The organism is Candidatus Nitronauta litoralis (assembly GCA_015698285.1).
In the GTDB taxonomy this organism is placed as follows: domain Bacteria; phylum Nitrospinota; class Nitrospinia; order Nitrospinales; family Nitrospinaceae; genus Nitronauta; species Nitronauta litoralis.
On record CP048685.1, the window covers coordinates 3,381,226 to 3,396,733 of the forward strand.

A 15,508-nucleotide genomic window follows, 5' to 3' on the forward strand; every position below is an offset into this window, starting at 1 on the left:
ACCCTGGATTGAAAAAATATTTGGAGGGGGTGTGTCCGTGGTGGGGTAGATATGTTTACGAATCAGCTTGCGGGACGGATCAGGATTAGATAGCGGGTGGCCTGGTGGATGGTAACGGGCAAAGCCGCTTCGATGACTTCGAGAGCGGAGTCCGGGTGATTCAAATCGAATACACCGGTGAAAGGGACCTCCCTCAAGGAGGAATCCATTAAAAGAATGGTGCCAGCGCGGTGGCGGTTCAATTCGTCAATAACCTTGCCTAGTGGCTGGTCTGTAAAGACCAGTTTTTTTTGCTGCCATGAGACAACCTCTTCCACTTTGAACGGTTTAGAAGCCAAAACAGGATTTTCCCGATTGTAGTGAGTTGCCTGTCCTGCCTTCAACAGGACTGGCTTCGGGCCCTCGTTTAACTGTTCGTTTGGAATCACGAGGACGGTCCCGGATACAACCGATACAGTCACTCCAGCATCCGACCGTCTGACGTTGAATTTCGTGCCGGTGACGCGGGTCAGGGTTTGTCCGGCAACTACTTCAAACGGTTTGCCAGGGTTTTTAACCACTTCAAAGAAAGCCTCTCCCCGGTCAAGAATGATTCCCCGATGTTGTCCATTAAAATCCATACGATAAGCGGTGTCGCTGTTGAGGTGAATTTTGGAACCGTCCGGCAAATTGACGATTCGAATATCACCGAACCCGGTGGACTGGTCTGCCAGCATCTGGTCCAAATACCGCGGACCTTGCCACCATAGTCCCAAAGTAAGAACCAGCGATGCGGCAAGGACGAGCAGGCGCGAGGCCTGGCTGCTAACGGCAGACGCTGACGGATACGGGGTAGGAGTAGGGGGGGAGTCCACTGGTGGTGGTGCGTGAGCGGGCATCTTCCCCAATTTTTCCCAAAGGGTTTTCACTTCCCGATAGGCCCCCTGGTTGCGCGGGTCTTCTTTAAGCCATTTGCGAAAGGCACGGTGGTCCGCAGGTGTTACCTTGTCCGACTGCATTCGGACAAACCATGCTGTGGCTTTTTCTATCTGGGATTCGTTAGTGGAACCGGTCGTATTCATGGGTCCTATACTGCTCCAAAGGACACATTACCGTCAAGCAGGAGCTGAAGAGGGGTGTTCTCATATATAATTAGTTAAGACCTCGAGAACACATGAACCCCTGACCTTTAAATTGTTATAAGTCTTGCTTAAGATATTTGCGGCATTTAAGGAGAGCTTTGATTATATGTTTTTCAACCATGTTTACTGATATTTTTAGTTCCCGACTGATTTCGCTGTAACTCATACCCTGGAACCGGTTCATGCGGAATACTTGCCGACACCGTGGAGGAAGTTCTTCTATGGCACGTGCCAGCATATCAAGTTCCTGCTGTACGCTGGCGATTTGCTCTACAGAAGAGGCTGGTGAAGAAATTTCTGCGGTGGTGGCAGGATCGAGGAAAACTACAGTGGGATTGCTTTCCTTGGCCAAACGTGACCGCGCCACATTAGAAGCTACCTGAAACAGGTATGCCCGTGGATTGGTTACCGGAGAACGGGAAGCAAACCGGAGGAGGCGCAAGTAGGTTTCCTGGGCGACTTCGGCAGCGGCTTCTTCGCACCTCATCATCCGAGCCAGATACCGGCACAGGGCAGAATGATGTTGCCTGAACAACTGTTCCACCCATTCTTCCCTGGATCTTGTGGAAACCAGATTCATATAGTTTTTTAAAAGACCGAAATTATCGTAGAATTACATTTCCCGAGGAAAATAATAATCATAATCAATATCAATATATACACATTAGCCTGGCCTTGTCCATTAAAAACTTTGTTCTTAGGGCGCTTCCACCAGAATACTGGTGCAGATCGGATTATTTGCGAGTGAAGAATTTGTTTAATTCCGGTCCAGAAAAGTAAAGCTGATCGGCCAATTTAATACTTCCAAACCGGTCCGCGAAGCCTTTGGGATCGTTTGTTTGACCTTAAAAAATGAAGGGGTTATTTTCTTTCGGTTGAACCGGTTGTTGCCCAACAAACAGCTTTGGTTAAAATTCTTCCACGAAGTGGAATTGGGTGATAATTATTAATGGAAACAAGTTAAAGCACGATCGTGGCGTGGTGGAGCCAGCAAAATCTCTTTTCTCGGTCTTCTGAAGCGTTGATACCTGCCAATATTCAAAGTATAGATTTACCCGGTAGCATGGACTGCACCGACAGCTTTCGACCACCCTGTATCTATCATTTGGAAAGTTTTGCTGACAAACAGAACTTCATTATCGGGATTTTGTTTTCCCGGAATCAGGTCACGCGGCGTATGTTGAATTAAAATGTACAAAGCAGAAAAAATTTTTGATGTATTTTTTAGAATATGAATAGCGTTCTAATGGGGGGATTCATTACCTGTTTGGATAACAATTTTAAAACTGGTTAAAAAGCAAAACATTAAGGGGTAAACGAATCATCTCCAACTACATTGATACGCCTTGCGCAACACCCTGCCTTCATGCTACTGTGCAGAGTTTAAACCCTTGATTTAGTAGTATTTTACAGGGACCCTGCAATGGCAGATCAGTGTCTTGAGGGCTCTTTTTAATTTTAGCGAAAGAAGGTCAAATACCTTCTTGTTGTTCGATCATGCTTTTCCCCTCGTTAGACGAATTCAAAGAAAAAGCCAGTAAAGGTAACTTGATCCCGGTCTGCAAAGAGATCATTGCGGACCTCGATACCCCTGTTTCTGCTTATATGAAAATAGGGCATGGCCCATATTCGTTCCTACTTGAAAGTGTGGAGGGAGGAGAGAAATGGGCACGCTATTGTTTTCTCGGATGCAATCCATCGACCATCGTTCGAACTGAGGGGCGAACCGTCGCTATTGAGACAAACGGCGAAACCGTTACCCAAACCATAGAAGGGGAGTCACCCCTTTCTGCTCTCCGTAAAATATTAAAGGATTACGAACCGGTTGTGGACGATCGCCTCCCGAGGTTTTTTGGTGGGGCGGTAGGGTTCATCAGCTATGACATGGTCCGGTTTTTCGAGGAACTCCCCGACGAAAACGAAAACGATCTGGAGCTCCCGGACTCCCTTTTTGTTATCACAGACACACTTCTGATATTTGACAATGTTTCTCACACGATCAAGATTGTTTCCAATGCCCATACCGACCAGGGGGAGCTTGAGGAAGTCTATCGGGAAACAATAGAAAAAATTGAAAAACTTGAACAGCTTTTAAGACAACCCACACCGGAAGTTAAGTTTACTGAGTCAAACAATACCCCCGCGACTTTTGAATCCAATTTCCAAAAAGAAGATTTTCTCAAGGCGGTCGAACGCATTAAAGATTACATCAATGAAGGGGATGCCATTCAGGTAGTTCTGGCGCAAAGATTAAAATTCACCCTGGGGCAGGACCCGTTTACCGTTTACCGAGCCCTCAGGACGATCAATCCATCTCCCTACATGTACTATTTAAACTTTGGAGATGTTCAGATAGTCGGGTCCTCTCCGGAAGTTCTGGTAAGGCTTGAAAATAACCAGGTGGAAGTACGACCCATTGCAGGTACGAGGCCCCGCGGGAAAGATGAAGCTGAAGACGTGGGCCTGGCAGAGGAATTGCTGGACGACGACAAGGAAGTTGCAGAACATATCATGCTGGTTGACCTGGGACGCAATGACCTGGGGCGGGTCTCCCAAACCCATAGTGTAGAGGTTAACGAGCAGTTCACAATTGAGCGTTATTCCCATGTCATGCACATCGTTTCCAATGTCAGAGGACAATTAAAGCAAGGACTCGATAGCTTTGATGTATTGGAAGCATCTTTCCCAGCCGGTACCGTAAGTGGAGCCCCAAAAATCCGGGCTATGGAGATCATTGATGAAATGGAACCCACCAGAAGGGGAGTCTATTCGGGATCGGTGGGTTATATAAGCTTCAATGGCAATATGGATACCGCTATCGCCATTCGCACCCTTGTGGTTAAGGGCAACACAGCCTACCTTGGTGTTGGAGCTGGAATTGTTGCAGACTCTGTACCTGAAAAAGAATTTGAAGAAACCATGAACAAGGGCAAGGCATTGCTTAAGGCAATTGAGTTGGCTGAAAAGGGGTTGCAGCCATGATTCTAATGCTCGACAACTACGATTCTTTTACCTACAACCTGGTTCAATACATGGGTGAACTGGGCGCGGATATGCAGGTACATCGAAATGACAAGATCACACTGGATCAAATCGAGAAACTAGCCCCAAGTAAAATCGTAATCTCACCAGGGCCCTGCACCCCGGAGAAAGCGGGAATTTCCGTCGAAGTAGTGAAACGATTTAAGGGGAAAATTCCAATTTTAGGTGTCTGCCTGGGCCATCAATCTGTCGCTTCTGCATTTGGGGGCGACATCGTAAAAGCCTCGAGAATCATGCATGGTAAAACTTCGATGATCTATCATGATAATAAAACGGTTTTCAAAAATTTACCGCAGCCTTTCCAGGCTACGCGTTATCATTCCCTTGTTGTAAAGAGGGAAACTTTACCAGAATGTTTTGAAGTATCCGCCTGGACAGAACAGGAAGAAATTATGGGAATCCGTCACAAAGAATTGGCAGTCGAGGGAGTTCAGTTTCACCCGGAATCAATCCTGACGTTGCAGGGCAAGGATTTATTAAAAAACTTTCTTGTGGGTGCTTGATAATCCGTGACAATTAAAACTCTTCTTCACAAAATTGTGGAAGGAGAAAACCTTTCCGAAGATGAAATGATGCAGGCAATGACTGGGATCATGGAAGGAACCGTGTCCCCCGCGTCTGTTGGTGGTTTTCTCACGGCTTTACGGATGAAGGGAGAAACAGTACCGGAATTGCTTGGCGCCGCACGGGTCATGCGGGAAAAATCGGAAAAAATTGAGAGTCCCAAATCTCCCGCTGTGGACACCTGTGGGACAGGCGGTGACGGTGCCGACACGTTTAATATTTCCACCACCAGCGCCTTTGTTGTTGCTGGAGCTGGTGTGACGGTGGCAAAACATGGAAACCGAGCGGTTTCCAGCCGGGCGGGAAGTGCTGATGTTCTGGCTTCTCTTGGTGTTAATCTGGATATAGACCGTTCCAGAGTAGAACAGTGTCTCAAGGAAATCGGAATCGGTTTTCTGTTTGCACCTTCATTTCACCCTGCCATGAAACATGCAGCGCCAATTAGAAAAGAACTTGGATACCGAACTATATTCAATTTACTTGGACCCCTGACTAATCCGGCAGGGGTTTCGGCTCAGGTAATTGGGGTTTATGATGACAAATGGCGGGAACCGTTTGCTCATGTCCTTAAAGGTTTGGGGTGTGAACGTGGAATGGTGGTGCATGGGGAAGACGGGTTGGATGAAATCACCCTCGCTGCCGACACTCGTGTCTCTCAATTGAAAGATGGGGAGGTGACTGAGGGGTTGATCGATCCCACAGGTTTCGGGTTTTCGTATTGTTGCGAAGAAGATCTGGCAGGAGGCGATGCTGTTCAGAACGCAAAAATCCTGCGTGAAATACTGGATGGCTCCGGCGGACCTCCCCGCGACATCACCTTGATGAATGCTGGTGTAGCAATTTTTACAAGTGGGGCAGCTGAATCCATGAAAGAGGGTATCGACAAAGCCAGGCAATCGATTAATTCCGGTGCGGCAAGGCAAAAGCTGAAAGATTTGTGTCGACTGACAAATGAGTGAACGCTGATGGCAAATATTCTCGACAAAATTTTTGCAGATAAAAAGGAAGAGCTTAAGGAAACAAAATCCAAACGCTCCTTGTCCGAACTCAAAAACCGAATTGAAAGTCGACACGAGCCAAAACCGGTGATACCTGCCTTGCGTGAAAAGGAAGGGTCTCGAATCATAGCCGAAATAAAACGAAGAACTCCATTCAAGGGAGACCTTGTGGAGCAGTTCGACGCTCAGAGCATTGCAAAAAGTTATGCTGATAATGGTGCTGCGGCAATTTCTATTCTAACGGAATCTCGCCATTTCGGAGGCGATCTGGATTATCTGGACCGTATTTCCATTGATGTGCCGATCCCCATTATCAGGAAAGATTTTATTTTTTCGGAGTATCAGGTTTATGAGGCGCGTGCATTTGGGGCGGATTTTTTTCTTTTAATTGCAACCTCCCTGGAAAAAAATCAGTTGTGCGACTTAAAAGCACTGGGCTTGGAGTTAGGGATGCCTGCACTTGTGGAAGCGCATGACGAAGCCGACCTCGAAAAAGCGTTTTATGCAGAATCGGATTTAATAGGGATAAATAACCGCGATCTGACCTCTGGAAAGACGGACTTGAATATTACCCGGCGATTGCTCAAAATGGTCCGGGGATATGGAGACCCAACCCTTGTCTGTGAAAGCGGGATTCGTGGCCGACAAGAAATTGACGAATTTGAGAAAGCCGGAGTGCATGCATTTTTAATTGGTGAAACGCTCATGCGGGCTGACTCCATCCCTGATAAGTTACGCGAATTACTGGGCCATGAAAAAGCAGCTTAATACCAGGGTAAAAGTCTGCGGAATGACCCGTGAAGACGATGCGCAAAAAGCGGTTGAACTGGGTGCAGATGCAGTTGGTTTCATTTTTTATAAGAAAAGCCCAAGGGCGGTAACCGTCAGGCAGGTAAAATCAATAATCAAAGAACTTCCACCTTTCGTTCATCGGGTTGGAGTGTTCGTGAATGAATCTGCTGAGCGAATAAATTCATTGCAGGAAAAGCTGGGACTGGACGTGGTTCAATTACATGGCGACGAATCACCGGTCTTTTGCAGGAAGATAAAATCCCGGGTTTTGAAAGCAATCAGAGTCAATGATGTCTCATCCCTCAATGAATTGAAAAAATTCGATGTGGATGGTTTCCTGCTGGATACCTTCCATCCTGGCGTTTATGGGGGAACGGGAAAAGTTTTTGACTGGAAACTGGCAAAACAAGCCAATAAGTTTGGAAGGATAATTGTCGCAGGCGGACTGACTCCAAAAAATGTTTCAGAAGCAATTCAGAAGTCACGGCCATACGGTGTTGATGTCTGCTCCGGAGTTGAAAAGGTTCCTGGAATAAAAGACATAAAAAAACTACGTGCATTTCTCAAGGCAGTAAAAGGTGCAAAAAAGGAGTAAGTGATGGGCACACCCGTTTTACCGGATGTAAAAGGACATTTCGGACAATTTGGCGGAAAATATGTCATCGAAACGCTGATGCCAGCGCTTAAAGAGCTGGAATCTCTTTACGATGAAGCGATCCAGGACCCTGAATTCAAAAGTGAACTCGAGTACTATCTGCGCCAATATGTTGGTCGGCCTTCTCCTCTTTATTTTGCAAAAAGACTGACCGAACAACTCGGCGGGGCCAAAATTTACTTGAAGCGCGAAGATCTTAACCACACCGGAGCCCATAAAATAAACAATACAATAGGCTCCGCCTTGCTCACGCTTCGCATGGGCAAGAAACGGGTTATCGCAGAAACCGGCGCCGGACAACATGGCGTTGCCAGTGCCACCGCAGCGGCCTTGTTTGGGCTTGAGTGTGATGTCTTCATGGGCGAAGAAGACATGAAACGTCAGGCGCTTAATGTTTTTCGAATGGAATTGCTCGGTGCCCGGGTAATCCCGGTTACCTCAGGCACCCGTACTCTTAAAGATGCCACCAGCGAAGCTATCCGGAACTGGATCACCACGGTTGAAAGCACGCATTACATCATTGGATCGGTCGTAGGCCCTCATCCTTTCCCGAAAATTGTACGAGACTTCCAACGAATCATCGGAGACGAGGCACGCCAGCAAATCCAGGAAATTGAAGGGCGCCTTCCGGATGCTTGCGTGGCCTGTGTTGGTGGCGGCAGTAACGCTATGGGATTGTTTTACCCCTTCCGTGAAGACGAATCAGTAAGATTGATCGGGGTAGAAGCTGCTGGTCATGGTGTTGATACGGATAAGCACGGAGCCTCCCTTAGCAAGGGTGATGTTGGAGTCCTCCACGGAATGAAAAGTTACCTGCTATATGATGAGGATGGACAGATCAAGGAGGCTCATTCGATATCCGCCGGGCTGGATTATCCCGGTGTGGGTTGTGAACACAGTCATTTTAAAGAATCGGGCCGTGCGGACTATGTTTCGATTACGGACAAACAGGCTCTGGATGGTTTAAAACTTCTTTCAAGAGCAGAAGGCATCATTCCAGCTCTGGAATCAGCACACGCTATCGCTTACCTTGAGGAGCTGGCACCCAAAATGAAAAAAGACCAGACCATTGTTGTCTGTCTTTCTGGACGCGGGGACAAGGATGTACAACAAGTGGCTGACTTACTGAAAAATGACTTATAAGGATTGGATTTAACGTGAGTCGAATTACAGAAACTTTTAATGGCTTAAAAGCAGAAAATAAAAAAGCTTTGGTGGCTTTCATTACCGCAGGTGACCCTGATCTCGACACCACCAAAGAAATTTTCAAAGCGATCGAAGCAGGTGGAGCCGATATTATAGAACTCGGAGTCCCTTTTTCAGATCCTCTGGCTGATGGACCAGTTATTCAGGCTTCCGCCCAGCGGGCTTTAAAATCTGGGACCACCCTGAAAAAAATCATTAAACTTGTGTCCGAAATCCGCCAGACTTCCCAACTTCCCATTGTTTTAATGACCAGTTACAACCCTGTATGGGCTTACGGACCCGAGAAATTCGTTGCCGATGCCACGAAAGCAGGGGTGGACGGAATGATTGTTCCCGACCTTCCGCCCGAGGAAGCTGAGGAATTTGAAGTAGACTGCAAAAACAATCAACTGGATTTAATCTACCTCCTGGCCCCTACCAGTACCCACGAACGTGTTTCCTGGATAGGAGAAAAGAGCCGTGGTTTTATTTATTATGTTTCCTTAACCGGGACCACTGGCATGCGTGAGGGCCTTGCAAAGGGAGTTGCGGAGAAGGTTAAGTCTATAAAAAGCGAAACCACGCTTCCGGTCCTCATTGGATTTGGAATTTCAAATCCGGAAAATGCAAAAGAAGCTGCTTCAATCAGTGATGGTGTGATCGTAGGCAGTGCGATAGTCCGTTTGATTGAAGCAAACCCGGACTCAAACGAAAGGGTGAACCAGGTTAAAGACTTTGTCAGTCAAATGAAGCAGGCTTTGGCCTGACAACCTCCCTGAATGCCAAACAAAATATCGGTCATTATCCCCGCCTTTAATGAAGAGCAATCCATTGGCCTCGTTCTCGATGCTCTTCCCAAAGAAATACTTCACCAAATACTGGTAGTTAATAATGCCTCCACAGATAACACCGTAGCCGTTGCCCAAATCCATGGGGCAAAGGTAGTGCATGAACCACGAAGAGGTTACGGAAGTGCCTGCCTTGCTGGAATGGCACATTTGGATGAGCCAGATATTGTGGTCTTCCTGGATGGAGATTTCAGTGATTATCCGGAAGAAATTCTTTCCCTTTTAAAACCCATTGAAGAGGAAAAAGCGGATTTTGTTCTTGGCAGCCGGATGATTCTGGCTGAGTCCAGAAAAGCCCTCCTTCCCCAAGCCCGCTATGGAAACTGGCTGGCCGTTTTCTTGATCCGGTTGTTTTTCGGAAAAAGCTATACAGACCTGGGCCCATTCAGGGCCATTCGTTACAAATCTTTGAAGAAACTCAAGATGCAGGATACCAACTTCGGGTGGACTGTTGAAATGCAGATCAAGGCTGTTAAAGAAAATCTGTCTATCCTTGAAATCCCAGTCCGCTACCGCGACCGGGTAGGGGTATCGAAAATAACCGGGACGGTATCCGGAACCTTTAGGGCAGGAACAAAAATCATATACACCATAATTAAATATTTGCTAATCTAGATTGGTTGAAATTCAATCTGGAGAAAACCTGTGGCCGCCAAATGTTTTCGAAATAAAAAAATACTGCACATTCTCTCTATCTGTATGTTCTGGTTTTTAGTTTGCGAAGCGGCATTAGCAAAAGATATCACCACATTAATAAGTAGTCGTTTAAGTGCCGATGGAAAAAAACTGGACCTCAGTGGTGCCCGCATAGGGCCAAAAGGAGTCCAGGCTCTGGCCGATGACCAGCGACTGGCAAATGTGACGACCTTGCTCCTTCAAGGTAATCAAATCCAATACAAAGGAATGAAAATTCTCGCCAAGTCACCGCATGTCGCAAATCTGGAACATCTTGATCTCTTTGGGAATTTTCTTGGGGATAGAGGGATTCAGGCTCTTACCCAATCTTCCTATTTAAAAAATCTGGTCACCTTGAAGCTTTGGAAAAATGAAGTGGGGGAGGCCGGTGTCCGGTTATTGGCAGAATCGCCAAATTTTTCAAATTTAAAAACACTTTTGCTTAGCGACAACCTCATTACTCCAGAAGCCTTACAACACCTGGCCCAAACAAAGGGTTTTCAGAAATTAGAAATTCTAAGTCTTTTTCGAAATGAGATTGGCGATGAGGGGGCTATGATACTCGCTGACGCTCAGCATTTAAAAAACATTAATAAATTGTTTATCGGACAAAACAATATAGGTGACAAGGGGGCCATCGCTTTAATTAAATCTGACCGATTCCCCAATCTTCAGGTTTTGGATTTAAGCCAGAATTCTCTGGGAGACGAAACTTTACGTGCTGTTTTTAAATATAATCCGGACGGAAAACGCAAGATTGTGACACGTTGACGCAGTTTCGGAAGGTAAAAAGCAAACGACTTCACCGCTCTTTCAAATGAGAACTTTTAAAATGAACAAACTTCAAAACCAGGTTACCTGGTTCCTGGCATTTTTTCTGATTGGAAGCGGGGCAGTTTTACAAGCCAACGCCAAAACCTGGCCTTATCCGGAAATTGGCGATGGAAAGCCGGCAATAGATGTGCCCCTCACTCTGGTGGATGGAGTGACCGTTGATAAATCTGGAAACATTTTTTTGTCACACAGATCCCAGAATCGTGTTCGAAAAGTGGGTCTGGATGGAAAAATAACAACCGTTGCTGGAAATGGTGCTGCAGGCTTTTCGGGAGATGGAGGACCGGCTCTCGACGCAGCCCTCAATTTCCCGGCTGGGCTTTGCATTGGCCCGGATGAAGATTTGTACATTGCAGATCGAAATAATCATCGCATTCGAAAAGTTGACAAGCACGGGATCATAACTACCGTAGCAGGAAATGGACTACCAGAATTTACCGGTGATGGATTAAAGGCTGTTGAAGCATCTCTTCATTTTCCATCCGATATCGCATGTCAAAATAATGGGGGGCTAATTTTTTCCGACCGATCCAACAGCCGGATCCGAAAAGTCGATACAAATGGAATCATCACCACAATAGCTGGAATGGGGGAACCTGATTTCGGGGGGGATTATGGGATGGCCACTGAAGCCCTTCTAAAATACCCATTTGGAGTTGAACTTGATGCTAAGGGAAACCTTTACATTGCGGACCGAGGGAACAATCGAATTCGAATGGTTCGGCCTGACAAAACCATCGTCACAATTGCTGGAGATGGGAATCATTTTTTTTCAGGTGACTACGGCCCCGCTCCTCGGGCGAGTCTTGCTTATCCCACAGATGTAGTCAAAGATGAAGAAGGGAACCTGTACATAGCAGATCGCAACAATAACCGAATTCGAAGAGTAGACCCCCTCGGCATTATCACAACCCTTATGGGAATCGGGGAGTATGAGTATAATGGCGACAACGAAGTCGCTTCGGAAACCTCTCTGCATTTGCCATTTGCTTTGGCGATGGCCCCAGGAAACCGCCTCATTGTGGTCGACAGATCACATTTCAGGGTACGGCAAGTAGATCTAAAAACCGGGGATATTAAAACAATCGCGGGTAATGGTAAAGCTTTGTTTAAAGGCGACGGGGGCCCAGGACTGGGTGCAAGCCTTCGGTCACCCACAGGTATCGTGGTCAAAGGGGATGGTAGCGTCATCTTTTCTGACAAACAAAGCCACAGGATTCGTCGCGTTGATCCAAATGGGTTTATTCATACCATTGCGGGAACAGGGAAACAGGGGAATGAAGGAGATGGTGGACCCGCCGACCATGCTGCGTTATTTCTTCCAGGCGAAATGGCCCTTGATTCAAAAGAAAATCTATATGTGGTTTCACCGGTAGGAAGAGGCTCCCTGATCCGGAAAATAAGCCCCGACGGAATTATCACCACCTTTGCAGGTATGGGAGGCCATGGCAGCAAGGGAGATGGTGGAAAAGCCATTGATGCAGCGTTTTCCATGCTAAAAGACATCACAATAGACTCAAATGGGAACATGTATCTGGTGGACTACTCCAACAGAAATATCAGAAAAATCACTCCGAATGGAATCATTTCGACCATTGCGCCAAACGCCATCAACAGCCTTCCAGACCATGAAGTCCACATCAATGGGATTGCTGTAGATAAAAAAGGGAATGTCTTTTTTTCTGATTCAGGAAGCAGTAAAATCCGTAAAATTTCGCCTGATGGGAAAATTTCCATTTTTGCTGGAAATGGAGATTTTGAAGACTCCGGTGACGGAGGACCTGCAATTGAAGCGGGGATCAGGTCTCCTGGTGGACTGAAGTTTGGACCGGAGGGTGACCTTTATATCATCGAAGAAACGTCCAATCGGATCCGAAAGATAGACAAAAAGGGAATTATCACAACGGTTGCCGGAAAGGGATTGCCCGGATACTCTGGAGATGGAAAATATGCCAGGGACGCATTGCTAAAAGCTCCGTATAGAATGGCTTTTGACAAGCAGGGAAACCTCTATTTTACTGACCGGGACAATAACAGGATCCGTAAAATTGATAAAAACGGGATCATCACCTCGATTGCGGGGAATGAAAACATTGGCTGGATGCAGGACGGTTTGGAGGTGCGGGTAACGGTCCACAATTTTCCTTGAGTTTATCGGGTAATCCGTGCCCGAAGAATTTGTTCTCAATACCAGTTTCATTCATTCCCCATTTTTGGAAAAACTTAATGCCTAGTAAATCTCTCGATGAAATTGCAGCAAGAGCTAAAGCAGCTTCTTTGACTCTGGCTGGTATCAGTACTGAAATCAAAAATCAGGCACTTTTGGCCATGGCTGATGCCTTGGAGGCCCATTCAACAGAAATATTGGAGGCGAACAGCAAGGACCTCGAATATGCGAAAAAGGAAAACCTGCCAGGTCCACTTATTGCCCGCCTTGCTGTAAACGAAAATAAAATAACAGGCATGTCGGAAGGAATTCGGTCGGTAGCTTCCCTTCAAGACCCCGTTGGTGAGTGTCAAATGGCCATGGAACTGGATGAAGGATTGACTCTTACCAGAGTAACCTGTCCGTTGGGTGTGATTGGGGCTATTTTTGAGGCACGCCCTGATGCAGTTCCCCAGATATCCTCCCTGTGCCTCAAATCTGGAAACGCCGTAATCCTTAAAGGAGGCGCTGAGGCCCAGAACTCCAACCGCGTGATTGTTGAAAATCTGAGAAAAGCAGTGGGCACGATAGAGGGGGTTCCCGTAGATGCGATTCAATTGATCGAAACCCGTGAAGAAGTGGCGGAAATGTTAAAACAGGATGAATACATTAACCTCATTGTTCCTCGTGGCAGCAATGCCTTTGTCCGCCACGTTCAGGACAACACCCGGATTCCTGTTTTAGGCCATTCTGAGGGTCTATGCCACGTGTATATCGATTCAAAGGCAGATCCTGAAAAAGCACTGGCCATTGCTTTGGACTCCAAGCTGCAATATCCCGCAGCCTGTAACGCCATGGAAACCCTGTTGATCCATTCAAAGGTGCCACCAGAGTTGATACCTGAACTGGTGCATGCTTTTAAGGAAAAACAAGTCGATCTGGTTGGCTGTGTTCGGAGCTGTACGCTTGTCCCCGGTCTGGATCGTGCTGACGAATCTGAATGGGATACTGAGTATAACGACCTTAAACTTGCCATCAAGTTGGTGGATTCCCTTGATGAGGCTATAGCTCATATCAATAAACACGGTTCAGGTCATACAGACACCATTGTGACGGAAAATCCAAAAGCCGCTGAACGGTTCATGAATGAAGTGGATTCCTCAAGTGTCATGTTGAACGCTTCAACCCGATTTGCAGATGGATTTCGTTTTGGTTTAGGAGCTGAAATAGGTATTAGCACCAACAAGACCCACGCACGGGGCCCGGTCGGCCTGGAAGGACTGGTAATTTACAAATATAAAGTGAAAGGGCAGGGCCAGACCGTCTCAGAATATTCGGATGCAAACGGAAAATCATTCACACATAAAGCATTGCCATTACCAACTAACAATGGGTAATCATGGATTCCAAGAAGGAAGAACATGAAGATCAAGAAACACCTGTGGCCTCGGAGTCATTCTCTTCTGAACCTGGAATTCCTGCTGTCCAGCCCGTTTCCTCCCGCTTCGAATTAACCCCCAAAACCTGGGGACTGTTCAGTATCCTCTTCTTTGCAACAGTTTGGACCACATGGGCTCAGGGTGGGCCCTGGTTCTCATTTTGTCTCTTGCTCATCCTCACCGCCCATGAATTTGGACATTATTTTGCCTGCGTAAAAAATAATGTAGACGCCAGCCTGCCTAATTTTATACCAGCACCCTCCATATTTCTGGCTGGAACTTTTGGCGCTTTTATAAATATTAAGGAACCCATTCCGAATCGTAAAGCTTTAATGGAAATTGGAGCATCAGGCCCCCTGGCCGGTTTTGTGGTGGCTCTTCCTGTTCTCTTGATAGGTGTTGCTTTGTCAGAAGTTCGACCTGCCGTCGGAATTGGAAGCGATCAATCGTTCGGGCATTCGATTCTTTCCATGGGAGTCACTCAATTATTAGTCGGGTCACCTTCCAGGGAAGGAATGATGTTGTGGATTCATCCAGCAGCTTTTGCAGGGTGGTTTGGTTTGTTTTTTACCGCAATGAACCTTCTTCCGCTAGGACAACTTGATGGTGGGCATGTGATTTATTCAATGTATAAGAGGCAAAAGCATCTCCTGGTCGCCAGACTATCCTTTGGCGCTTTAATAGCGCTTGGATTCATTTGGGCAGGGTGGTGGATACTAGCGGCCATGGTTCTTCTCATGGGGCTTCAGCACCCTCCTATTACATATGATGATGACCTGCTGGAGCCCGTCCATAAGTGGATGGGGTATTGCTGTATGGGGATATTTTTGCTTACATTCATTCCCGTTCCCCTTTCACTTATAAAGTAAAAATTTCATAAATAAATCAACAGGTTATAAGATAAAAGTGAGAGCTTTTTCTAGGCAAATCCCCATTCCAATAATTATTGGTTTTTGATTATTGAATACAGGATATAAAAAGAGAAGCCCCTTTATTTATAAAGAGTTAGAAACAATAAAGTTGGCGGTATTAGGTTGAAATCATCTAGAATTGTATTGACAGCCATAAGGCCATGTGCTAGATTCGAGTCCTTAAAGTTTCTGGGTACTGGACAATTGCCCAAAAAAAGGGCATTTTCCAAAAAAGAGTTGCCTAGGTAGTGAGAACTGCCTTTCTTGGTTGCCATCAAGACCTCTTTTCGGATTGTTC

The 15,508-nt window shown here is 46.4% G+C and carries 14 protein-coding genes; 12 read left to right on the forward strand and 2 right to left on the reverse strand.

Annotated features, from left to right (window positions below; translation table 11 throughout):
- Positions 1-62: 62 nt before the first annotated feature.
- Together G3M70_15415 and G3M70_15420 are read right to left on the reverse strand one after the other, a co-directional pair.
- Positions 63-1,061 carry a DUF4880 domain-containing protein gene (locus tag G3M70_15415; protein QPJ63187.1) on the reverse strand — a complete coding sequence of 333 codons (999 nt, stop codon included), beginning with the start codon at positions 1,059-1,061 and terminating at the stop codon, positions 63-65.
- A gap of 115 nt (positions 1,062-1,176) precedes the next feature.
- Complete coding sequence (locus tag G3M70_15420) at positions 1,177-1,701, reverse strand: RNA polymerase sigma factor (protein ID QPJ63188.1); 525 nt, start codon at positions 1,699-1,701, stop codon at positions 1,177-1,179.
- A 917-nt stretch (positions 1,702-2,618) separates the two neighbouring features.
- Here G3M70_15420 and trpE point away from each other — a divergent pair.
- The 12 genes from trpE (at position 2,619) to G3M70_15480 (ending at position 15,168) form a co-directional block, all read left to right on the forward strand.
- Positions 2,619-4,103, forward strand: coding sequence for an anthranilate synthase component I (gene trpE / locus G3M70_15425; GenBank protein ID QPJ63189.1), 1,485 nt, complete (start codon positions 2,619-2,621; stop codon positions 4,101-4,103).
- Entirely contained in the window at positions 4,100-4,666 is a 567-nt protein-coding gene (gene pabA, locus G3M70_15430; protein ID QPJ63190.1) for an aminodeoxychorismate/anthranilate synthase component II, read from the forward strand. Before trpE ends, pabA begins: the two co-directional genes overlap by 4 nt.
- A 6-nt stretch (positions 4,667-4,672) precedes the next feature.
- Positions 4,673-5,686: an anthranilate phosphoribosyltransferase gene (gene trpD, locus G3M70_15435; GenBank protein ID QPJ63191.1), complete on the forward strand. Its 1,014-nt coding sequence runs from the start codon at positions 4,673-4,675 to the stop codon at positions 5,684-5,686.
- A 6-nt stretch (positions 5,687-5,692) separates the two neighbouring features.
- Positions 5,693-6,493, forward strand: a complete 801-nt coding sequence (trpC, locus tag G3M70_15440) for an indole-3-glycerol phosphate synthase TrpC (GenBank protein ID QPJ63192.1) — start codon at positions 5,693-5,695, stop codon at positions 6,491-6,493.
- The gene (locus G3M70_15445; protein ID QPJ63193.1) at positions 6,477-7,112 is read left to right on the forward strand and encodes a phosphoribosylanthranilate isomerase; all 636 of its coding nucleotides are present in this window, start codon (positions 6,477-6,479) and stop codon (positions 7,110-7,112) included. The genes trpC and G3M70_15445 overlap by 17 nt, the downstream gene beginning before the upstream one ends.
- Positions 7,113-7,115: 3 nt before the next feature.
- The gene (trpB, locus tag G3M70_15450) at positions 7,116-8,315 is read left to right on the forward strand and encodes a tryptophan synthase subunit beta (protein ID QPJ63194.1); all 1,200 of its coding nucleotides are present in this window, start codon (positions 7,116-7,118) and stop codon (positions 8,313-8,315) included.
- Positions 8,316-8,329: 14 nt separating this feature from the next.
- Entirely contained in the window at positions 8,330-9,124 is a 795-nt protein-coding gene (locus G3M70_15455) for a tryptophan synthase subunit alpha (protein QPJ63195.1), read from the forward strand.
- Between the two features lie 12 nt (positions 9,125-9,136).
- Positions 9,137-9,820 carry a glycosyltransferase family 2 protein gene (locus G3M70_15460; protein ID QPJ63196.1) on the forward strand — a complete coding sequence of 228 codons (684 nt, stop codon included), beginning with the start codon at positions 9,137-9,139 and terminating at the stop codon, positions 9,818-9,820.
- 84 nt (positions 9,821-9,904) lie between these two features.
- Complete coding sequence (locus G3M70_15465; GenBank protein QPJ63842.1) at positions 9,905-10,651, forward strand: hypothetical protein; 747 nt, start codon at positions 9,905-9,907, stop codon at positions 10,649-10,651.
- 61 nt (positions 10,652-10,712) lie between these two features.
- Positions 10,713-12,863 (forward strand): hypothetical protein, encoded by a 2,151-nt coding sequence (locus tag G3M70_15470; GenBank protein ID QPJ63197.1) that lies wholly within the window; start codon positions 10,713-10,715, stop codon positions 12,861-12,863.
- A gap of 77 nt (positions 12,864-12,940) precedes the next feature.
- Entirely contained in the window at positions 12,941-14,257 is a 1,317-nt protein-coding gene (locus G3M70_15475; protein ID QPJ63198.1) for a glutamate-5-semialdehyde dehydrogenase, read from the forward strand.
- A gap of 2 nt (positions 14,258-14,259) precedes the next feature.
- The gene (locus G3M70_15480) at positions 14,260-15,168 is read left to right on the forward strand and encodes a site-2 protease family protein (GenBank protein ID QPJ63199.1); all 909 of its coding nucleotides are present in this window, start codon (positions 14,260-14,262) and stop codon (positions 15,166-15,168) included.
- The last annotated feature ends 340 nt before the right edge of the window (positions 15,169-15,508 follow it).

Excerpts from the sequence above, each read along its gene's own strand:
- G3M70_15415 (QPJ63187.1), bottom strand. The coding sequence starts at position 1,061 with ATGAATACGACCGGTTCCACTAACGAATCCCAGATAGAAAAAGCCACA.
- G3M70_15420 (QPJ63188.1), bottom strand. The coding sequence starts at position 1,701 with ATGAATCTGGTTTCCACAAGATCCAGGGAAGAATGGGTGGAACAGTTG.
- trpE (QPJ63189.1), top strand. The coding sequence starts at position 2,619 with ATGCTTTTCCCCTCGTTAGACGAATTCAAAGAAAAAGCCAGTAAAGGT.
- pabA (QPJ63190.1), top strand. The coding sequence starts at position 4,100 with ATGATTCTAATGCTCGACAACTACGATTCTTTTACCTACAACCTGGTT.
- trpC (QPJ63192.1), top strand. The coding sequence starts at position 5,693 with ATGGCAAATATTCTCGACAAAATTTTTGCAGATAAAAAGGAAGAGCTT.
- G3M70_15445 (QPJ63193.1), top strand. The coding sequence starts at position 6,477 with ATGAAAAAGCAGCTTAATACCAGGGTAAAAGTCTGCGGAATGACCCGT.
- trpB (QPJ63194.1), top strand. The coding sequence starts at position 7,116 with ATGGGCACACCCGTTTTACCGGATGTAAAAGGACATTTCGGACAATTT.
- G3M70_15460 (QPJ63196.1), top strand. The coding sequence starts at position 9,137 with ATGCCAAACAAAATATCGGTCATTATCCCCGCCTTTAATGAAGAGCAA.
- G3M70_15465 (QPJ63842.1), top strand. The coding sequence starts at position 9,905 with ATGTTCTGGTTTTTAGTTTGCGAAGCGGCATTAGCAAAAGATATCACC.
- G3M70_15470 (QPJ63197.1), top strand. The coding sequence starts at position 10,713 with ATGAACAAACTTCAAAACCAGGTTACCTGGTTCCTGGCATTTTTTCTG.
- G3M70_15475 (QPJ63198.1), top strand. The coding sequence starts at position 12,941 with ATGCCTAGTAAATCTCTCGATGAAATTGCAGCAAGAGCTAAAGCAGCT.
- G3M70_15480 (QPJ63199.1), top strand. The coding sequence starts at position 14,260 with ATGGATTCCAAGAAGGAAGAACATGAAGATCAAGAAACACCTGTGGCC.